Source organism: Pseudomonas sp. LTR0 (assembly GCF_036630035.1).
Taxonomy (GTDB): Bacteria; Pseudomonadota; Gammaproteobacteria; order Pseudomonadales; family Pseudomonadaceae; genus Aquipseudomonas; species Aquipseudomonas putida_Y.
The window spans coordinates 2,038,879-2,056,780 of record NZ_CP123734.1; the positions used below are offsets into that span (position 1 = coordinate 2,038,879).

The window sequence follows — 17,902 nt, forward strand, 5'->3', positions numbered from 1 at the left end:
CTGAGGCCCTATCTTTTAGAAGGTGGGGTTCATGGATCGCACTCGGTGGTTTTATCGCGATAAAACGCCACCACTCCTGTGTAGGCTCCGTCTTTTTCATCCTGGTAAAGCCCTTCGACTGAGTCCTCTGGCAGTTTGCTTTCAAGTTCTAGGCTAGTGGTGTAGCCATTCGTTGGCGACAGGCTGTGCTGCACGTTGCCCCCGTGCCAGACGATGGCGTCGATCTCGCTTTTCACACCTCGCAGGCTGTATGTCAGCTCGGGAACCAGGTCAGCTCTCCCCTTGGCCAGCGTAAAGCTGAGGGTCGCACTTCCGCGCTGCAATCTGTTTAGTTCAGAGCGTGCAGCTCGCAGCGCCGAATCACGGTCGCTGTAGGTGTGGCGTAATTCTTTGACCTTGTCGCCGCCACCAGCGATCGCTTCCTGTTTCTTGGTGCTGCCAATGTCGTAGTAGTACGCCTTTACCGAGTCGTAGCTATCCCGATCGGCCTGCAGGAACCGGTGCCCATCACCGCTGGAACGGCTCAAGGTGATGTGTGGCAGCGCCATGCCGCTGGCGGTTTTTCCGCTGCCAGCCGCCAGACAGATGAGGCAACCGGCCTTCACTGTGATGACGGCATCGTGAAGCTCGCCCAGGCGGGTGAGGATGTTGGCATCCGACTCATTGGCCTGGTCAAGATGCTTCACCGCGCGGGCAGCTACTTCCGGGGCGATTTTTGCGGTCAAGTCATGAGCGGTGGCGATCTCAGTGAGAATTTTGCCCAGCGTTACGGCGCTCCAGCTGCGCTCGCGTTTGGTCTTGAGCGATCCGCGGAGGTCTGCAGAGCGCGCCCGAATGCTCAGGGTATCAGGGGCCCCACTGTGCTCCGTCTCGTCGATGGTGTAAGTCCCTTTATCGATTAGCCCTGTGTCGCTCCAGCCCAGCCACAGTTTCACCACAGCGCCCTTTGGAGGGATTTCAAGCAATCCGTCGTGGTCGCTGAGGGTAATGCTCAGTTGGTCGGCCTCAAGGCCCCGATTGTCTGTGAGCTCCAATGACATCAGCCTGGGGCTGATGAGCCTGCCAATGTCCTTGCCGTCCACGGACAGCCGGAAAGCGGGCACGCCGTAAGTACTGTCACGCTGCAGGCCTTCCCGCGTATCCGTAATGAAAGCGGCCAATTGGTCGAGCCCGGTCACAGTAGCGCCCTCAGTATGTTCGATGTGGTCGAAACCACAGAGCCCATCAAGTCGACCCGACCATCGTCCACCCGCTTGAGCGTGAGGCTGAATTCGATGCGCCGGGCGGTACCGTCCTGGAAAAACACAGACCGCGTCTCGCTGAGGCTTTCGATGACAAACAGCCCGTATACCCTGCCTGTGCCTTCAACCAGGGCCCATGCCTTGCCTGTGTTGCCCATGGCTCTGATCTCGTCGAGGCTCATCATCGAGCCGGCCAGCTCCGGCAGCAGCACCCCGGGCAGGGTGATTTCATCTTCACCGCGGCCCAGGAACTGACGCCCGGGTTGTGCGCCGATACGTGAATTGGAAGCATGGCGCCAGTCGGTCTGGCGCTGCAGCTGCTGGTACGCGAGTGTAGGCAGGCTAAAAACAAACATGCCCAGGGCAAGCATCATGTGGCTTTACTCCAGATCGGTCAGGCGGCTGCGCTGACGGGCGGATTTTTCACGATCGCGCTTATCCAGTTCAGCGCTGACAGCCCGGGCGATTGCCTTGGCATCCATGCCTGGGGCTGTAGGAATCGAGATGTGATAAACGTCGTGGCTGTCATAGCTAACCGGCGGTGCAGCTGCGATTGGTGGACGGTTGTCCACAGTCAGCGTGATGGGAGCGCTGTCCAGCGGGCCAGTGCTTGGCGCCTGTACAGACGGAACCTGCGGTATCTCCGGCCGGGGAGCCACGCCACCAGCGTGTGCCAGCTGCAGTGTCATGGCCGTCAGCGCTCCAATCAGCGACTTACTACCCACCGTCATTCCCAACGCCAGGCTGGCTGGCAGCGTTGCAACTTCTTCTGGGTATCTGGGCTCGATCCTGGGGGCTGGCAGCGTAGTAGGCCCCGGCTTTACCGCCTCTGTCTGGGGGAGGAAGGGGTTCACCAGGGCAAGAGCCTCAGTGAAAGCCGAAAGGCTATCAGCGAACCAGGACTCTTTGGTTGCGCTTTCACCACCTGTAGCCGCGGCTTGTATGTGGACAGCAGGTTTCAGCTGAATCACAGGCTTGGCCTCGGCTCCGTTGGCCAGCGTTCGGCTCATGCCGACCAGGGCGGCAGTCAGCGAACTGGTATCAGGCGCCGGGTCTGGTGCTGGCTCAGCAGGTACGACTGGTGACGCCGCCACAGCCAGTGGCTGGATAACCGGCGGCCGTGGGGTATCCGGCCTTGCGTCGTCGCCGCTGGCCAGCGTGCGGCTCATGCCGATCAGGGCGGCAGCCACCGAGCTGGCATCAGGCGAAGGGCCATGCGCCGGTTCAGCGGCAGCAGCTGTTGCCACAGTGACCGCTAGCGGCTGGATAACAGGTGGCCGCGGGGTTTCTGGCTTGGAGTCGTCGCCGCTGGCCAGGGTGCGGCTCATGCCGACCAGGGCGGCAGCCAACGAGCTGGCGTCAGACGACGGATCTTGTGTCGGCTCAGTTGCAGCAGCTGGTGCCAAAGTGACCGCTAGCGGCTGGATAACAGGTGGCCGCGGGGTTTCTGGCTTGGTGTCGTTGCCGCTGGCCAAGGTGCGGCTCATGCCGACCAGGGCGGCAGCCAACGAGCTGGCATCAGACGAAGGGCCTTGTGCCGGCTCAGCGGCAGCAGCTGGTGCCACGGTGACCGCTAACGGCTGGATAACCGGCGGTCGCGGGGTGTCCGGCTTGGTGTCGCCGCCGCTGGCCAGGGTGCGGCTCATGCCGACCAGGGCAGCAGACAACGAGCTGGCATCAGACGAAGGGCCTTGTGCCGGCTCAGCGGCAGCAGCTGGTGCCACGGTGACCGTTAACGGCTGGATAACCGGCGGTCGCGGGGTGTCCGGCTTGGTGTCGCCGCCGCTGGCCAGGGTGCGGTTCATGCCGACCAGGGCGACAGCCAACGAACTGGCATCAGGCGACGAGCCTTGCGCCGGCTCAGCGACAGCAGCTGGTGCCACAGTGACCGCTAGCGGCTGGATCACTGGTCGGCGCGGGGTATCCGGTTTGGTGTCATCACCGCTGGCCAGCGTGCGGCTCATGCCGACTAGGGCTGCGGCCAGCGAGCTGGCGTCATGCGAGCGTTCGCCAGTGGATTCAGGGGCAGAAGCTGGTGATGCAACAACTGTCAGCGGTTGAACTACTGGAGGACGAGACACTTCCGGCCGCGCGCCATCAAGCTGGAGGGTAGCGGCTCTAAGCTCATAGAATCCTGCCTGACTCAGTTGCTGTCCCAACTTGGCGACCGCGTCCAGAGGCTCCTTGGACCCCCTTTCCAAGCCTTGTGCGAGCCCTTCTGTGGTGAAACCGCCCAGCTCTGTAAACACTCGCGATGGGCTATGGATGCCGAGCTTTTCCTTGAACCAGCCAATGGTCGAGGTACCGATGCTGCTGATGGCATCCTTCACCGCACCGAAGCCGGCGGTCAGGCCTTTGACCAGGCCGCTGATAATCATCCCGCCGAACTCGGTGAAGCGGGCTGGCATATCGACGCCGAGATAGTTCAACACGCCCGCGAAGGCTTGGTAGATCAGGCCGATCGGGCTGAAGTTGGCCAGCACAGTCAGGATTCCAGAAATCCCCCCACTGAATCCGGCTTTGATCTCAGCCCAAGAGTTCGAGAAGTAGGCCTTCACCGGGTCCCAGTTTTGGTACAGCAGATAGCCCGCACCCGCAATGGCTGCCACGGCAGCGGCGATCGCCAGTGTCGCGGGGTTGGTGGCCAGCCCCCAGAGTGCAATGGACACACCACGGATGGCGGTGAGCAAGGTACCGGACAACGCGCCAACCAGTTTGCCTACTACCGGGAGCATTGCGCCGCCTTGGATGGCGAACATGGACATGCCGTATCGGGCCAGCGCGAACGGGCCGAGAATGCTTGCCATAGCGACTGTGAGGGCGCCCATGCCAGCAACCAGAACCGCCACAACGGCGGCACCTTTGGCAAGGCTGGACGCCAGTTCAGGGTTTGCCTCGATCCAGGCGTGTGATGCACCCAGGATGCCGGTCACCGTCTGGACCAGCTCGCGCAGAGGGCCGTTCTGGCCATCTACCAACGCGCCGATCATTCCGCTCCAGGTACCGGTGAGCTTGTCCAGGTCGCCGCTCAGGTTATCGCGGAACGTCTTGCCCATCTTGTCGGCGGCGCCGGTGATGTCGCCCAGGGCGGCGGTACCGCCGGCCAGCGCCTTCAAAAAGTCAGGAATCTGGTCGATCGCCAAGTCTTCGACGGGGGTGCCGAACAACGCAATGGCTGCGTTGGCCCGCTCGGCCGGGTCTTTGATCCGAAGCAGAGCATTGGCGGTCTTTGTCAGCGCCTCGCGGGCAGACGGCCCGCCTTTGGCGATTGCCGAGGACATTTTGGTCGCATTCAGGCCGATCGAGGCATAGGCCTCCTGGCTTGTTTTCGACATGTCGGAGCCACGGATCGAAAACTCCTTGATCGCATCGCCGGTCTTGTCCAGGGCGAACTTGCCCTGCTTGGCCATGTTGATGAGCAGGCTCATGGCTTCAGACCCGGTGAAACCCATGCCGCGGAAGTGAGTGGAGTACTCATGCAGGATTTCTGGAATCTCGCCGCGCATCTGGGTCGAGACCTTCTGCAGGCCGGCGGCGACCAGGTCGAATGCCTGGTCACTGCTGCTGGCCAGGCCGTTCTTCATCAGGATCCCGACCATCTGGATGCTTTCAGCAACATCCAGCTCCATGACCTTGGACAGGTCCAGCGCCTTGCGCGCCGCGCTGTCCAGCTCTTTATCACCCAGGCTGCCCAAGGCGCCGAGGGTGCTTTTGGCTGCGGCTACCGCATCGCCGATCTCGGCAATGTCAGAGCTTTGGCCGTCTGCGCGAATGTTACGGATGAGGTCGCTGTACCGTTTGCCCTGGTCGGTCGACTCGCCGGACTGCGCGGCGATCCTTGAGCCTTGATGGGCGACTTCAAGTTGTGGGGCGAGTACAGCGGCGCCTGCCACGGCCATACCGGCGCCGGCAGCGATGCCTGCGGCACCGGCACCCGCCATCTTGCCGGCGTGATCCTGCGTCTTTTCAAGCCGTTCCTTGGCCTGTGCAGCTTTCCGCTGTGCAACGGCAAGCTGCTTGAGCCGGGCTTCCTGCTGCTCAATGGTGTGATTGGTCTGCGTCATCTGCTGACGCAGAGCGGCGTTGTGCTGGTTGAGCTTTCGGGTGTCTATCCCTGCTTCACCTAGGCGGCGCTGAAGTCCGCGCAGCGCTTCCTGCTCGTCCTTCTGCTGCTGCTTTAGCTCGTTGGTGGCGCGGATGGCGGCTTGAAACTCGGCCGTCATTTTCTTGGTCGGGTTGTCCAGGGCGGACATTTCCCGGCCCATTTGCTTGACCTTGGCCCTTGCCGCGTCCAGGGCTTTGGCAGTCTCGCGAGCTTGAGCGTTCTGCTGACGCCAGGCGCCGACATCCTTTTGCTGAGCGTTCAGCTCTTTCAGGCGATCGCGGGTCGCCTTGAGCGCGCGAGCGGTCTCCTGACCGCCCTTGTTGATTTGGCGCAGCGGGGCAGTGGCTTTGTCCACGGTGTCCAGCAGGAGCCTCAGCCGTAGATCATTTGCCATCGTTACTGCTCCTTACGCGCGCTCGCTCGCGCCAATCCATTAAATCTCGGACGCTCAGCCGGTCCATGTCGGCTGGCGTCCAGTGGAAAACCACGGCCAGATCGGCCATGGCGTCTTCTACGCAACCAGGGACGCGTCCTTCTTCGTCTGCTTCTGCAGCAAAAAACCGGTGACCTTGCCGCCGAGGGCAACCAGGTCAGCAGGGTCCAGCTGGGCCACTTCCTGGGCATTCAGCTGGCAGATGCGGGGCAGTAGCTTGATGAGGCTGCCCACATCCCAGTTGAGCAGCTCGGCCAGGTGCAGGCCGCGCAGCTCGCCGGCAGTCGGCTTGCGCAGGGTCACGGTGTCGATGACGGTGTTGCCGCGCTTCACTGGGGTATCCAGTTCGACGGTGTTGTCGTCCAGGGCTGCGGCCTTGGCTTCGACTTCGATGGTGTTGTCTTTGGGTTCCATGGGGGCTCCAGGTATCAGGTTCAGATGCCAATGGCGCGGCGTTGCTCGGCGAGCATGTCCACACCGTTGATGATTTCGATGAAGTTGAGGACGTCGATCTCGACGATGACTTCGCCGGCAACGGTCAACTTGTAGTAGGTGAGTGCCGTGGTCATCGACTGCTCGGTGTCCTCGCCTGGGGTCGCGTCGCCCAGGTCGATGGTTTCGTGCCGGCCACGGACGACGATCTCAACGTCGGTGTACTCGCCCGTGTCGTCCTGCTGGTAGGAACCGGCGAAGCGCAGCATCACGCCGCTGGCACTGACCGCACCGAACTGGCGCAGCACCTGAACTTCCAGACCGCCGGTTTTCCATTCCATCTGGAGGCCGTCGTCGGAAAGGCCGAGGTCGGCCTTGGCAGTGCCGTTCATACCGCCGCCGCGATAGGCCTCCATTTTCCGCGCCAGGGTGGGCAGGGTGACGGACTTGCAGACACCGAGGTAGCCGGTACCGTCATTGAACAGGTTCATGCTTTTGAGCTTGCGTGGCATTGCCATTGCTGCGTTCTCCGTTAGCTGGCGATGTTGCTGGCGAAGTTCGCCAGGTAGCGATCAGTGATGCGCTGGCGCAGCGTCAGGTCTTCCAGCGGCGGCACAGGCGTGTAGTCGTAATCGATGTAGAGCTTGCCCGCCTTGAGGGTCGCCTCGGTGTTCGCTTCTGCGTCGAACCAGGCGCTGGCACCGATGAGGTAGCCGTTGGAAACCAGCTCGCGGAATTTGGCATTGATGCCTTCCAGCAGGTCACGTACCAGGGAACTGTGCATCGGCTTGTCCATTGCCCACAGGTGGGCATCGGCAATGGTGTCGGCCACTACCTGGGCAGTGCGGGTGTAGTTCTCGAAGGCGAACAGCGGGTCGTCGGAGCAGGTGCGGCTGCCCCAGAAGCGGAAGCCGCCCTCGTTGATGAGGGTGGTTACCTCGTTGCTGTTGAGATAGTTGGCATCGGTTGCCGAGTTCTGCAGGTCCCAGAACACATCGGCAGACAGGCCGGTCACGCCTCCAACCGGGATGTTGGAGATGGTTTTGTGCCAGCCGATTTCCTGATCGATCTTGGCACGCAGGCCAACGGCTCGCGCTACGGCCGGTGCAGTGACGTTGGCGTTGGTGGTGGTGCTCCATTGGGTGAAGTCTGGCCAGATCACCATGACTTCACGGGCGCCGAAATTCTCGCGATAGGCTGTAGCCTCTTCCTTGGTCTTGCAGCCGTTGCCGCTGACATAGGCGAATCCGCGCAGCTGTTGTGCGATGGATACCAGGGCGGTGGCCACGGGCTGGGTGTCCAGACCAGGTACTGCCAAGATGCGAGGCTTCACTTTCAGCTGAGACTGGGCCGCCAGCAGGGCCTTCATGCCGGTGTATTTGCCGGTAGCACTGGTGCCGCCAATGATGTTGCTGGTGGTTTCCGCTGGGCTTGCACCAGGAGCAACACGCACAACGACGGTGATGGGTTTGGTCTGGTCGGCGATAGCTTGCAGGGTGACGGCCAAGGTGCCTTTGGTACCGGCCTTGGCAATCGCGCTCTGGACGTTGGTCAGCAGTACGGGGGTGTTCAGCGGGAAAGCCGTTGGATCAGCGTCTTCTGCGGTGCAGACGATGCCGACAACGGCGGTTGAGACGGTGCGGATTGGCCTGGTGCCCTCGTTGATTTCGAGGACACGCACGCCGTGGTGGTAATCGCCGGCCATGGTTGGTTGCCTGTGCAGTGGTTGGATGACACTGCACAGGCTGCCGCGCGCGAGCCCGGGATGCGATTGCGGGGGGCTGTAGCAACGGAGGCTACAGGTAGTCAGGCGCCAGTGACGGCAGCAACGCTTGCACGAATGGCGTTGATTGCGGTGTCGGCATAGGCCTCGGCCTGCGCATGGGTGGTTGCCTTGAGCACCTCTACGCCGCCTTTGAGGCGGGCTGCACGGATTGAGCAGACGGCCGCATGCCATGACTGCGCCTCCTGCAGGATCGACTCGGTCGCCTCTATGGGCTCAAGGCCCTGGGCATCTACGACGGCCTGTACGGTCAGCGGCACTTCACCGGCATAACCCGCCTGCTTGAATGCCTTCGCCTCGCTCTCGGCCAGCTGGTTCTCGATGGCACGCAGCGGATCGCCCAGTACCGCCGCCAGCGCCTGGTCGGCCGCCTGCTCGATTTGCTGCTGAGCCACCAGCAGCGCCGCGCCGATGGGCAATGCCTCGAACTCGAAGCCGTTGTAGTTGATCTCGCCATAGACGACGTTCAGAAAGGTTTTTTGCATGATCGCCTCACAGGCTCGACAGGTTGGTGATGATGTGGCCCAAATCTTTAGACAGGGTGCCCGCAGCAACGCCAACAATCAGCGAGCCGTTGAGCGCAGAAGGCACCGCTGTGCCGGTCATTGACAGCGCAAAAAGTGCCGAGCCTGGACCGATCAGCTTGCCCCGGAAGGTGCCGCGCAGCTCGAACGCGCAGTTGTACATGCGCACCTGCATGATGATCGGGGCCGACGACCCACTGGCAAAACAGAGGGCGTAGTAGGCGCTCAGATCGCCGGCGCTCGATGCCGGCAGGCTGAGCGTCACGTTGAGCAACTGGAGGTTAGAGCCGCCCGACATCCAGAACGAGCCCATGCGTGGCAGGGTGTCGCCTTCCGGGATGAACTCATTGAGAATCAGTCGACGACCAGAGCCAGGCAACGCACCAATGACCACCTGACGCCCGTTCGTGGTGATGCTTTTGTCCAGCACATAGTCCTTGGCCAGCCATACGGTAACCCGACCACAGTCCGGGGTAGCGTCGACGGCCCGTTGAATGGTCTTGAAGGGGCTGGCATCGGTCCCCAGGCCGTTGGCATCGTCGCCCAGTTGCGGGTCCACCCAGTAGCCGCGGACCATCAACGGTGCTGCGGCGATCGCTGCGGACACGGCAGCGTCAATCGCAGTCTTTTTGCCGCTGAAATAGTCGATCAGCTTGTTGTTTGCCGCGACCAGCGCGGCGATTTCAGTTTCAAGGCTCATGGTTATGATCCGTACAAGTGTTGGACAACGGTGTATTGAAGGGCCATCAGCCCGGTGGCATTGGCAACCGTCGCGCTCAGCAGGCTGTCGCGCGTTTCGGTGGCGGTTTTCTCGGCAGCAGTCATACGCTCCAGCAGACCGCTGATTTGCTCTTCTGAAATACGCTGCAGGCGCTCCTGGTCAACCAGGCGGTCTTGCTGCTCCAGGGTGCGCAGCTGCTCGGCAATGAGCGCTGTGGCCTGCACGGCCAAGGGTTCGGCCAGCGTCAGGTTGAGGCCGGCAGCCGTACTGGTGATGGTCACGCTGTCCGCCGGCAGCGCCGCCAGTGACAGGTCGTAGGCCAGCAGCAGGTCGATGTTGGGGGCCTTATAGGCCAACGCCTCGGTCAGGTGCGACCAGACCGCCAACAACGTGCCGTCTGTGAGGAAAATGCCGATCTCGCGGACCCAGTAGCCGGTCGTACCGGCCGCGACAGCGGACAGGTGCAACAGGGTGCTGCTCAGCTTCTCGCCGCTGGAAATCGGAAAGCGCGCCACCTCGTTGCGCAAGGTCTTTTGATCAGCTGACGGGGTGTAGGCCTGGCTGCCCAAGGCGATAAATCCGATTTCGGCCGAGAGACCGGTTTTCGTCGCCGTCAGGATCGCCGCCAGGCCGGCCTTTGTGATGACAGGTTGTAGCGCCGTACTCATAGAACAGCCTCCATGTAGCCCCGCACGACCGCGCGTACCTGAGCCGCGTTGGCCACCAGCGGGGCACCTTCTGCGTGGATGGGAACGCCCTGCGCTTCGGCGAACTGCCGAGACACGCTGGACGCGTTGAGGGCGTTGGCAAACAGCAGGGACTGCGCCATCAGATCAATGGGCGCCGCTTGGGCGTCCATGGTGCGGTGCTGTACCGAGCGCGCCTGAAAGGCGTTACCCAGTAACAGGCCGCCGTCGAAGCGGGCGCCAAGGCGAAACTCGTAGTGGCTGCGTTCGTTCTTCGTGGCATCCACCAGAGCGCGAAGGCGTGCGTAGAGCTGGGGCGAGATGATGGATCCCTCACCCCCGCGGTTGCTGTTCGCCCAGGCCGTCAGCTGGAAGGTGTAGGGCACCGCTCCAGGAATCTGGTGCCACTCTTTGAATTCCGCGTTGACGTTGACTGCCCGCAGCACTCGGCGGATGGCGCCGACGGTGCCCTTGGTCTTGTGAACCGGTATGGCTTCGCGGATCAGTGCGCGCTGCTGGGGCGTGGTTTCAGCAGCCTCCCAGCCCTCGACTTTCATTGCCCAGGCCAGCCAAGGCAGGAAATCAGGGGGGCACCGGTCGGAGTCAGCCAGACCCCGTATTGCTTCCGGGTCCAGCCCGAAATCGCGCGCGGCTTCCAGGATCCGTTCGAGGCGAGTGGAGTTGCTCGGCAAAAGGCTCATTACGCCACCTCCGATGCAAGCGTGATGCTCAGGCAGTTGGGGTAGTGGCGCTTGTCACAGGTCACATCAGCGGTTGGGCTGGTCAGGCGCACACGGCGCACGCCTGAAACATGCAGCGCCGCATAAATGGCCGATACTGGCAACTGCCCTTCAAGTTGCCGAGCCTCGGCGATAGCGGCATCTAGCTTGGCCCGTGAAGCGGCCGTCACGACGACTGGATCTGGACCAGGCTCGATCTCCAGTGTGGCGACGACCTTGAAGTCAGTGGCCTGGCCAGCCAAGGTCCGCGGCCGATCGGTGATAGGGCGCACATCCTCAGCCGACAACGCCTTCTGCACCAGGTTGACCAGGTCGAGCGCGGGAATCTGGCTGTTGGAGCGCGGCAGCACGCAGAGTGAAACGTCCCCGGGCAGAGGATTGGATAGGCCAGCCGGGTAGTCGCATACCAGAATGATCGCCCCGGCCGGGAGTTGGGCTTGCAGCGCGGGGGCGACCTGGACGGCCTGGAACGTAGGCGAGTCCACCGAAACGCTTCCGATACTGGCCGAGGCGCTCAGGCTATGGAACTCATACGCGCCGCGGCTACCCGCCACGGATAACGCTTCCAAGGACAACCTGGTGCGATAGCGCAGCGCCTCGTCACTTTCCATTACAGCTGGGGTGGGCGGCACAGTGGTTGGGTCAGCTGGGGTGACCACCAGACGCGCCACGCCGTAGTCGGCCGCACGGTTGTCCAGGTCCGGACCAGTAGCGTAGGCCAGCAGGCTCGCTCTGGAGGCGTCGTTGATCCGCTGGCGGAGCACCACTTCCTGGTAAGCGTTTTCCTGCAGCACCTTGTTGACCGGATCGGACTCCAAGGCCAGCTTTGCTGCAACTGCGGCCTGCTCTTCGAGCGGATAGAGGCCCACCAGGCGAGCCTTGCGGGTGGCGAGGATCACTTCAAAGTCGAGCATCTCGACAATGTCGGGTGCCGGCAACAGGCTCAGGTCGATCATTCTGGAGGCCGTCATTGCGTGGCCCCCAGCTGGATTGGCGTGCGGATGTTCAACGGCGCGTTGGTGTCGTTGTGCTTGCCCTCGATTTCCAGTGTGGCGGCGCCCGACAGCGAATCAACGTCCAAGCGCACCAGGGCGAGGGTGATTCTCGGTTCCCACTGCATGATGGCTGTGGCGGACGCGGCGTAGAGCCTCAGCCGATTGGCTGCATTGAGTGGTTGGTCGATCAGTTCCGGGATAAGGCTGCCATAGGACCGGCGCATCACCCGCGTGCCGATACGGGTGGTCAGAATGTCGACGAGCGATTGGGCAATGTGCCCCTCGTCTGAGATCGGTTCACCTGTGTGTCTGTTCATGGCAGTGGCTTTCCTGTTTGGCCAGGCCCTGGCATCACCCCTTCATGCGGGTGCTTGACCAGGCTGATGCCCGCGGCGACCACATCCAGGGAAACCTTCACCAGGCCGGTGATGGTCTGGTTTCCGGTTTGGGTGTAGTCGCCTTCATGGGTGATGGGCCCAACGATGTGGATGCCGCCATCGCTGACCAGGTCGGTTGTGCCGCCAGCTGGCAGAACGGCGCTCAGGTGGTGGGACTTGCTGTCGTACTCAATAACAGCGCCGTCTGAGTAGGTCCGACGGTGCAGCGCTGCACGATCGCCATTGGCGGGGATGCTGTCGCTGAATAGACCGGTGACGGCCACGCCGTTGGCCAGCTGGCCGCTGGGCGACAGCAGCAGAACCTGTTCCCCAGCGGTGGGTGGGTCCCACTCCTGATCCGCGCCGGCACGGAATGCGAGCCAGGGCAGCCAGGTGGTAGTCAGCTCGCCCGTTTTCACCCGGACACGCGGCGGAGCGTGCTGCACCTCGGCAACAGTGCCAAAGCGGATCAGGTTTTCGAGTAGGCGTAGGATTTCGGCGATGGAGTTCATGCCGCGATGGTCGCCCCGCGTGCGCGTGGACGCAGCTCGCGGGGGTTGTACAACCGGAACCTACAGGCTCAGGTGAGCAAGGATGGTGTCTTTCAGGGCATCAAGGTCGGTGCTGTTCAGGCCGAGCAGCTCGCGCTGTTCGTACTGTGCCACCGGGCCGCGCGGGGCTATCCGGTCTCGCAAGCCGTACTGGTGAACGCGAGCGATACGGCCGACACGGCCGGCAAAACCAACGCTGAGCCCCCGCGCGTCGCCGCTGGCCTTGAGGTGGCTAGACCGGCGCAGCTTCTGGAACATTTGCGCCTTTCGCTTCACGCGCCCTTGCTTCACGCGCAGCTTGTGGGTCCTCCGGGGCGTGAATGGCGTGCCGTCAGGGTTACGCTGGCTGGCAATTCGCTGTTGTTGACCGCGGCGCAGCTGCTGGGCCAGAGCGCGAGCGAGCTTGACCCGGCCGGCAGGCTCCAGCCGCTGCAGCAGCGGCCCGGCAAAGTTTTCCAGATCGCGCAGGTCAGCCATGGTTAGGGCGCCGTGGGTGTGGCATCGCCAGTGCCATTGCGTCCGGTGCGGCCGGTGGTTGCCATTCAGCGATCAAATCAGACCCTGCGTAGACGCTGACAGGGCCATGGTCAACGAAGGGCTCGTAGGGCTTATCGGGAACATGCGAAGCCTGGTAGGTGCCATCGTCCTGGCGCTTTACAACTACCCGTTCGGTCAAGGCCAAGGTGATGCTCATATCCACCTTCGAGTTGTCCAGGATGTCAGCCTCGAACTTGAGGCCCTCGGCCGACTTGTCCAGGTTGGCCATCAGCTCTGACTGGTTTACCCGGACCCAGGCGAGGATGGGCAAAAATACGCTGTCAGGGTGGCCGGCGAAGTCGGTCAGCATGATCTGCAGCGTGTACCCGTACTCAAACGACAAGCTGGCGGCAGCAGTGCAGCGAACCTTGCCGGCATCGATGAACATCAGCAAACGGTCCGGGTTGCGCTTCAGGTCAGGTACGGCGGCGAGCAGGTGCTCGCGCAGGCTATCGGGCTTGTCCATGGGTCACCTGGTACTGGTAGACGCTATCAACCTGGGCGGCGCATTCGGCCCAGGCCAGCTCAGTGCGTTCCTGGTCAGTCAGCAACTGACCGTTGTGGGATGGGGATGTCGCCTGCAGGGTGCATGGCACCACTACCGGACAACCACTTACGGTAAGCGTCGGCGCCCGTGATGGCGGGTCTGTCGCGCAGCCGGCGAGCAATAGCAGGGATAGGCTGGTCAGCCCAGTTGCGAAGTTCTTCATTTTCACGGGTAAGGGCCTCGATCATGCGCTCGCGGCCGGCCAGGCTTGTGCGCAGCTCACTTTGGAGCTTGAGCAGGATTGCCTGGCTTTCGCGCTCACGCTGCAGGGTGACGTTCAGGTGATTGGCGGTTGCTAGGTTTCGATCAGCGTCCTCTTGCGCACGCTTGCGCTGGTCCTCAACGCGCTCGACGGTCGCCTGTGCGGTGGCCAGCATGCTGCGTTGCCCCCAGCCCCAAAGGCCGGAGGCCACGGCTGCTATCAGGGCCGCAGCCAGAAGGCCGGCGCGAACGTCCATCAGGCAGCCACCATGGCGCGGTCCTGGTGCCGTTCAAATGCCCGTTCAAGCTTCACGTCGTACAGGTTTCGCTGGTAGTCCGGACCGTTGTAGAGCTTGGCCACTGTCGCCCATTTCAGCCCTTTCAGTGCCTTGAGGAGGCTTGCGTCGGTCTCGATGAAGCGGACAAAGGCCTCCAGCTGGTCGGCTTCGCTCCTGACCATCGCTGCCACGAAGTCGTGGACACTGGCATATCCGAGGCGCCTCCAATGAAAACCCATCACCTGGAAGGCGCCCCAGCTGGCCGATTCAAGAGCTGCTATCTCGTCGATCTGGCGAGCCTGGGCGAGCCGTTGATGCTCGGACGTCCCGCCGATGTAACCGCCGGCCTTGGGGTTGACCAAGGCGGGAGCCTGTTTAGCCAAATCGTCAGCGCGCTGGCGAAGTTGCTCCTGGTCGTCTTCCGGTGCCCGTGGTACCTGCAGCTGGCGGTACATGATGTGGCGTTCGTAAAGAATCACGGGCTTGCCGTTACCCAGGAAGCCCCGGCCTTGTGACTCCACCTCGTTCAGGGCGTAGACCGCAGCAACTGGGACGCCGAGACGCTGGGAAGCGCTGACCAGGTCGGCATGCTTCAACAACTGCAGCGTGTTCGAGCCTTGCAAGCTAGCCAGCGTCTTTGGCCCTGCGATCCCGTCAGAGACCAGCCCGACCTTCACCTGGTAAGCGCGCACCGCGGCTTCTGTGGTGTCACCGTAAACGCCATCGGTCACCAGTTTGGCGCCGCGTTCGTTGAGTTTGCGCTGCAGCTCGCGCACCGCCTGGGAACGTTCGCCATGTTTGAGGGTGGTCACAGTTTTTCCTCCTTGCGGATAAAGAGCTTTTTCGCAGCAGCTCGGACGAATTCAACGCCGAGCAGGCCGATGACGCCGCCGAAGAACGGCGCCGCGGTGAGCGGGATACCTACGAGCGACAGCCCATGGCTGGCTGACAAGGCAAGGGCGCCACATAGCGGGGCCTCGATCACCAGCTGGCGAAGAGAACCGCCGCCGTAGACAACCCGGAGCCCAGCAATCACTACAGCTAGCAGGCCGGCGTACAGGCCGGGCCAGTTGTGTTCCAGCCAGGTCGCGAAAAACGCCCAGCTTTCGGGACGATCAGGCATGTGTGTCCTTCCTTGGTTGTGAGGTGGTGCGCGCGGTCAGTCCCACAGGCTCACCACCTGCCGATCGGGCGCCGCTGCTTGGAGTTCTGGCAGGTTGACGAGCAGGCCGGCCGGCAGGACCGTGCCGTGCGTCGCTAGGCCGGGGTTCGCTTCGAGAACAGCCTCGACCACGCCAGCGGTGCGCCCGTAGTGACGCCAACACAGTGCGTCGACGGTGTCGTTTTGCTGGGTTCGCTTCTGCTCGGCCATCACAGCAGCTCAACTGTGGTGCGGGACTTCCCAAGGAAATCTCGAATGGCCCAGCGTTGGTCGCGCCGGTAATCGTCGATCGTTGGCATATTCTCATCGGCGTTCTTGGCGCCGCTGGCGGTGGAGTCATAGCCGCGGTAGCGCTCGCAGACCTCCGCACCGGCCGCGCACTCGACAGCCCGCACATACAAATGGAGGCGCTCCGACTTGCCCAGGATTTCAGTGCCTGGGACATCGGCCAAGGTCGTGAATCCTGCGGCAAGGTTGGCGGCTCGCCACTTGGCCAGGTCACGGTTCACGCTGATGATTGCGGCAACTACAGCGGTTTCGAGGCGTGCAGGGGTGACACTGGAGTCGATGCGCAGGGTCTCGCGCAGTGAGTCCAGGTCGATCGACGGCCAAAAGGGGTCGCTGTTGATGTGGCTGCCCGGTACCGAATTACTTGGCACCAGGCCGCCGGCAATGAATCCGCTCATGGTCGCGCTCTGAATAGGTCGGCGGTGGTCGGGGCTTCACAGCTGAGCAAATGGCCGCTGATCCGCCCCGAGCCGCCGGGTTGCGTGGGACGCTCGGTTAGCTGGCTGGGCCAGCGTGTTTCTTGAGGAGGCGCTCGGCGCTTTCCAGTTCTTTCTTGCCGCCGCAGTGGTTGTCCTGCTCGATTGCACGCTTGAGCAGATCGATGCCGCGCTGCAGCTGGCCCGGCTCGCCCGGGTTATTGACGTCTAGGCCTTGCAGGGTCGCTCGGGCCAACGCCAGTTTCAGCTTGGCGCTGACCTCGTCTGGCATGTCCTGGTCTTTCGTCAGCTCGGCAGTTCGCAGCAGGATTTCGATCGGGAACGGCTTGTCCGCTTTCTGCGCCTTGAGTGCGTTTTCGGCTACTTCTTCGGCAATCAGACAGCCACTGGTGCGATCGAAGCGGTTGGCCATCTTCAGGCCGTGCTCCAAGACGTATGCCGCCACATCGAGCCCAGCGGCCCAGTCGCCGGCATCGAAGCGCCACAGCATGATGGTGGTGACCACATCATCTTGGGCACCGCGACCCGCAGCCAATACGCCATCGATATAAGGCTTGTACTCGCCGATCAGCTGGGCTTTGAGCAGGCACTTGCTCTGAATTGACTGGATTTGCTTTAGCCGCAGCTGATCCTGCTGCAACTTGGCAAGCATCAGCTCGTATTGATTGAGCCCATCCATCAAGGCGGCCGGTGCTGCGCTTGCCGCCTCCTTGGCGGCTCGCTTGCGCAGCTGGTTAGTTTGCGAAAGGGTCAGGGCCATGGGTTACGCCTCGGTCGGTGCCGGGTAGGTCAAGGCTTCGATGTTCTCCACCAGGGCAACGGCGCCGAAGTCCTCGATGACGTAGGCATCGTTGCTGGATTGGTAGTCGGCGATCCGGTCGAATTCAGGCTCGTCCTTGAGGTGACGGCGGCGCGCGCCTTCCTGCCAGTAGATCGAAAGGTTTTTCAGGAAGGTGACCAGCACGGTGCCAGCAGGGAGGAATGGGGCGTCGACCACCGGCAGGCCGCCCAGGCGAGCGCGGCTAACGATTTCCTGCGCTGCGTTTTCTTCCTGGTTGGAGGTCGCACCCTTTTCCACGGCCTTGAGCAGCTTCTCGTGCATCAGGTCGCGGCTGACCAGGACGACCAGGTCCGGGCGAGCGCGATGCCATGGGTCAAGCATCTGGATGGCGTCGAATACCACACCATCCAAGGTCTGATAGTCACCGCTGATCTCGGTATCAACCCCGGCGACTTTGACGATCTTGGTCGCACCCACCCGAATCTTGCCGGCGACAGCGCCTTCATCCAAGACGCGATCGGCAGCACCTTCACGGATCTTCTGCAGCCAGCCTTTGTTGACATCCTGCAGCAGGGGATTGGCGGCACGATCGGTAGCGACGGCCACACGAGTGCCGTTGAAGCCGATCATGATGCGGTCGAGTGCCTGCCGCTCGACAATAGCGTTGGTCAGCAGCACCTGGAATTCCGGGAACTTGGCCCAGGCATCGAGTAGCGCGTAAGGGAACGACGTATCGAAGTTGGTCTGTACGCAGTTGTAGCTGTCCTTGGACATCTCGGCGATGTTGGCCGGATTGCGACGGTTACCCGCGCCGGTGTTGGTTCGGCTGGCCACCGGACCATTAACGCCTGCGAGCAAGGCTTCGCCCTGCTGTTCATCGACGCCGATGATGTTGATCGCTTTCAGAAAGGCCGAGGACTCCTGGGTGGCCTTTTCCAGGGTCTGCTGCACGGTCGGCGCGACGTTGAATTTTTCGGTGGCACTGGCCACCCCGTTGACCAGCGCAATTTGCGCGGCCAGGGCAGTAAAAGCGATGCGGGTTGCGTTACGCATTGAGTGTTCTCCGGGTGTTTGGGCTGGGTG

23 protein-coding genes and 1 pseudogene are annotated in these 17,902 nt (G+C 62.4%); all 24 read right to left on the bottom strand.

The features are described from left to right. Positions 1 to 29: 29 nt before the first annotated feature. On the bottom strand, positions 30 to 1,178 hold the full coding sequence (locus tag QCL51_RS09275; RefSeq protein ID WP_338444768.1) for a phage late control D family protein: 1,149 nt from the start codon (positions 1,176 to 1,178) through the stop codon (positions 30 to 32). Beyond that, the gene (locus QCL51_RS09280; protein ID WP_338444769.1) at positions 1,175 to 1,615 is read right to left on the bottom strand and encodes a phage tail protein; all 441 of its coding nucleotides are present in this window, start codon (positions 1,613 to 1,615) and stop codon (positions 1,175 to 1,177) included. Before QCL51_RS09280 ends, QCL51_RS09275 begins: the two co-directional genes overlap by 4 nt. 6 nt (positions 1,616 to 1,621) lie before the next feature. Then, a complete protein-coding gene (locus QCL51_RS09285; protein WP_338444770.1) occupies positions 1,622 to 5,740 on the bottom strand; it encodes a phage tail tape measure protein in 4,119 nt (1,372 codons plus the stop codon). After that, a complete protein-coding gene (locus QCL51_RS09290; RefSeq protein ID WP_207855665.1) occupies positions 5,730 to 5,849 on the bottom strand; it encodes a GpE family phage tail protein in 120 nt (39 codons plus the stop codon). The genes QCL51_RS09285 and QCL51_RS09290 overlap by 11 nt, the downstream gene beginning before the upstream one ends. An 8-nt stretch (positions 5,850 to 5,857) precedes the next feature. Beyond that, positions 5,858 to 6,193 (bottom strand): phage tail assembly protein, encoded by a 336-nt coding sequence (locus QCL51_RS09295; RefSeq protein WP_338444771.1) that lies wholly within the window; start codon positions 6,191 to 6,193, stop codon positions 5,858 to 5,860. Positions 6,194 to 6,213: 20 nt separating this feature from the next. Continuing rightward, a complete protein-coding gene (locus tag QCL51_RS09300) occupies positions 6,214 to 6,729 on the bottom strand; it encodes a phage major tail tube protein (protein ID WP_239607283.1) in 516 nt (171 codons plus the stop codon). Between the two features lie 14 nt (positions 6,730 to 6,743). Further along, positions 6,744 to 7,916, bottom strand: a complete 1,173-nt coding sequence (locus tag QCL51_RS09305; RefSeq protein ID WP_338444772.1) for a phage tail sheath protein — start codon at positions 7,914 to 7,916, stop codon at positions 6,744 to 6,746. Positions 7,917 to 8,017: 101 nt separating this feature from the next. Further along, positions 8,018 to 8,479, bottom strand: coding sequence for a hypothetical protein (locus tag QCL51_RS09310; protein WP_338444773.1), 462 nt, complete (start codon positions 8,477 to 8,479; stop codon positions 8,018 to 8,020). A gap of 7 nt (positions 8,480 to 8,486) precedes the next feature. After that, complete coding sequence (locus tag QCL51_RS09315; RefSeq protein WP_338444774.1) at positions 8,487 to 9,218, bottom strand: hypothetical protein; 732 nt, start codon at positions 9,216 to 9,218, stop codon at positions 8,487 to 8,489. A 2-nt stretch (positions 9,219 to 9,220) separates the two neighbouring features. Further along, positions 9,221 to 9,907: a phage tail protein gene (locus QCL51_RS09320; protein ID WP_338444775.1), complete on the bottom strand. Its 687-nt coding sequence runs from the start codon at positions 9,905 to 9,907 to the stop codon at positions 9,221 to 9,223. Next, on the bottom strand, positions 9,904 to 10,626 hold the full coding sequence (locus QCL51_RS09325; protein ID WP_338444776.1) for a phage tail protein I: 723 nt from the start codon (positions 10,624 to 10,626) through the stop codon (positions 9,904 to 9,906). Before QCL51_RS09325 ends, QCL51_RS09320 begins: the two co-directional genes overlap by 4 nt. Then, on the bottom strand, positions 10,626 to 11,621 hold the full coding sequence (locus QCL51_RS09330) for a baseplate J/gp47 family protein (RefSeq protein ID WP_338444886.1): 996 nt from the start codon (positions 11,619 to 11,621) through the stop codon (positions 10,626 to 10,628). Before QCL51_RS09330 ends, QCL51_RS09325 begins: the two co-directional genes overlap by 1 nt. A gap of 11 nt (positions 11,622 to 11,632) precedes the next feature. Beyond that, positions 11,633 to 11,977 carry a GPW/gp25 family protein gene (locus QCL51_RS09335; protein WP_338444777.1) on the bottom strand — a complete coding sequence of 115 codons (345 nt, stop codon included), beginning with the start codon at positions 11,975 to 11,977 and terminating at the stop codon, positions 11,633 to 11,635. Further along, the gene (locus tag QCL51_RS09340; RefSeq protein WP_338444778.1) at positions 11,974 to 12,549 is read right to left on the bottom strand and encodes a phage baseplate assembly protein V; all 576 of its coding nucleotides are present in this window, start codon (positions 12,547 to 12,549) and stop codon (positions 11,974 to 11,976) included. Before QCL51_RS09340 ends, QCL51_RS09335 begins: the two co-directional genes overlap by 4 nt. Positions 12,550 to 12,609: 60 nt before the next feature. Then, on the bottom strand, positions 12,610 to 13,065 hold the full coding sequence (locus QCL51_RS09345) for a phage virion morphogenesis protein (RefSeq protein WP_338444779.1): 456 nt from the start codon (positions 13,063 to 13,065) through the stop codon (positions 12,610 to 12,612). Beyond that, positions 13,058 to 13,591: a phage tail protein gene (locus QCL51_RS09350; RefSeq protein WP_338444780.1), complete on the bottom strand. Its 534-nt coding sequence runs from the start codon at positions 13,589 to 13,591 to the stop codon at positions 13,058 to 13,060. The genes QCL51_RS09345 and QCL51_RS09350 overlap by 8 nt, the downstream gene beginning before the upstream one ends. Further along, positions 13,575 to 13,835, bottom strand: a complete 261-nt coding sequence (gene lysC, locus QCL51_RS09355; RefSeq protein ID WP_338444781.1) for an Rz1-like lysis system protein LysC — start codon at positions 13,833 to 13,835, stop codon at positions 13,575 to 13,577. Before lysC ends, QCL51_RS09350 begins: the two co-directional genes overlap by 17 nt. Beyond that, positions 13,762 to 14,130 (bottom strand): annotated as a pseudogene (locus tag QCL51_RS09360) (LysB family phage lysis regulatory protein); the annotation flags it as partial. The gene lysC and the pseudogene QCL51_RS09360, both read right to left, overlap by 74 nt. Further along, positions 14,130 to 14,963 carry an N-acetylmuramidase family protein gene (locus tag QCL51_RS09365; protein ID WP_338444782.1) on the bottom strand — a complete coding sequence of 278 codons (834 nt, stop codon included), beginning with the start codon at positions 14,961 to 14,963 and terminating at the stop codon, positions 14,130 to 14,132. The gene QCL51_RS09365 and the pseudogene QCL51_RS09360, both read right to left, overlap by 1 nt. After that, positions 14,960 to 15,274 (bottom strand): phage holin, lambda family, encoded by a 315-nt coding sequence (locus tag QCL51_RS09370; RefSeq protein ID WP_239607297.1) that lies wholly within the window; start codon positions 15,272 to 15,274, stop codon positions 14,960 to 14,962. The genes QCL51_RS09365 and QCL51_RS09370 overlap by 4 nt, the downstream gene beginning before the upstream one ends. 36 nt (positions 15,275 to 15,310) lie before the next feature. After that, positions 15,311 to 15,523, bottom strand: coding sequence for a tail protein X (locus tag QCL51_RS09375; protein ID WP_239607298.1), 213 nt, complete (start codon positions 15,521 to 15,523; stop codon positions 15,311 to 15,313). Further along, positions 15,523 to 15,999, bottom strand: coding sequence for a head completion/stabilization protein (locus QCL51_RS09380; RefSeq protein WP_338444783.1), 477 nt, complete (start codon positions 15,997 to 15,999; stop codon positions 15,523 to 15,525). The genes QCL51_RS09375 and QCL51_RS09380 overlap by 1 nt, the downstream gene beginning before the upstream one ends. 97 nt (positions 16,000 to 16,096) lie before the next feature. Beyond that, positions 16,097 to 16,798, bottom strand: a complete 702-nt coding sequence (gpM, locus tag QCL51_RS09385) for a phage terminase small subunit (RefSeq protein WP_338444784.1) — start codon at positions 16,796 to 16,798, stop codon at positions 16,097 to 16,099. 3 nt (positions 16,799 to 16,801) lie between these two features. Further along, entirely contained in the window at positions 16,802 to 17,872 is a 1,071-nt protein-coding gene (locus QCL51_RS09390; RefSeq protein WP_338444785.1) for a phage major capsid protein, P2 family, read from the bottom strand. Positions 17,873 to 17,902 lie beyond the last annotated feature (30 nt).

Coding starts and splice junctions, on each gene's coding strand:
- QCL51_RS09390 (WP_338444785.1), bottom strand. CDS start 17,872: ATGCGTAACGCAACCCGCATCGCTTTTACTGCCCTGGCCGCGCAAATT.
- QCL51_RS09335 (WP_338444777.1), bottom strand. CDS start 11,977: ATGAACAGACACACAGGTGAACCGATCTCAGACGAGGGGCACATTGCC.
- QCL51_RS09290 (WP_207855665.1), bottom strand. CDS start 5,849: ATGGCCGATCTGGCCGTGGTTTTCCACTGGACGCCAGCCGACATGGAC.
- QCL51_RS09300 (WP_239607283.1), bottom strand. CDS start 6,729: ATGGCAATGCCACGCAAGCTCAAAAGCATGAACCTGTTCAATGACGGT.
- QCL51_RS09375 (WP_239607298.1), bottom strand. CDS start 15,523: ATGGCCGAGCAGAAGCGAACCCAGCAAAACGACACCGTCGACGCACTG.
- QCL51_RS09305 (WP_338444772.1), bottom strand. CDS start 7,916: ATGGCCGGCGATTACCACCACGGCGTGCGTGTCCTCGAAATCAACGAG.
- QCL51_RS09380 (WP_338444783.1), bottom strand. CDS start 15,999: ATGAGCGGATTCATTGCCGGCGGCCTGGTGCCAAGTAATTCGGTACCG.
- QCL51_RS09345 (WP_338444779.1), bottom strand. CDS start 13,065: ATGGCTGACCTGCGCGATCTGGAAAACTTTGCCGGGCCGCTGCTGCAG.
- QCL51_RS09320 (WP_338444775.1), bottom strand. CDS start 9,907: ATGAGTACGGCGCTACAACCTGTCATCACAAAGGCCGGCCTGGCGGCG.
- QCL51_RS09330 (WP_338444886.1), bottom strand. CDS start 11,621: ATGATCGACCTGAGCCTGTTGCCGGCACCCGACATTGTCGAGATGCTC.
- gpM (WP_338444784.1), bottom strand. CDS start 16,798: ATGGCCCTGACCCTTTCGCAAACTAACCAGCTGCGCAAGCGAGCCGCC.
- QCL51_RS09350 (WP_338444780.1), bottom strand. CDS start 13,591: ATGGACAAGCCCGATAGCCTGCGCGAGCACCTGCTCGCCGCCGTACCT.
- QCL51_RS09310 (WP_338444773.1), bottom strand. CDS start 8,479: ATGCAAAAAACCTTTCTGAACGTCGTCTATGGCGAGATCAACTACAAC.
- QCL51_RS09295 (WP_338444771.1), bottom strand. CDS start 6,193: ATGGAACCCAAAGACAACACCATCGAAGTCGAAGCCAAGGCCGCAGCC.
- QCL51_RS09280 (WP_338444769.1), bottom strand. CDS start 1,615: ATGATGCTTGCCCTGGGCATGTTTGTTTTTAGCCTGCCTACACTCGCG.
- lysC (WP_338444781.1), bottom strand. CDS start 13,835: ATGAAGAACTTCGCAACTGGGCTGACCAGCCTATCCCTGCTATTGCTC.
- QCL51_RS09315 (WP_338444774.1), bottom strand. CDS start 9,218: ATGAGCCTTGAAACTGAAATCGCCGCGCTGGTCGCGGCAAACAACAAG.
- QCL51_RS09370 (WP_239607297.1), bottom strand. CDS start 15,274: ATGCCTGATCGTCCCGAAAGCTGGGCGTTTTTCGCGACCTGGCTGGAA.
- QCL51_RS09340 (WP_338444778.1), bottom strand. CDS start 12,549: ATGAACTCCATCGCCGAAATCCTACGCCTACTCGAAAACCTGATCCGC.
- QCL51_RS09285 (WP_338444770.1), bottom strand. CDS start 5,740: ATGGCAAATGATCTACGGCTGAGGCTCCTGCTGGACACCGTGGACAAA.
- QCL51_RS09325 (WP_338444776.1), bottom strand. CDS start 10,626: ATGAGCCTTTTGCCGAGCAACTCCACTCGCCTCGAACGGATCCTGGAA.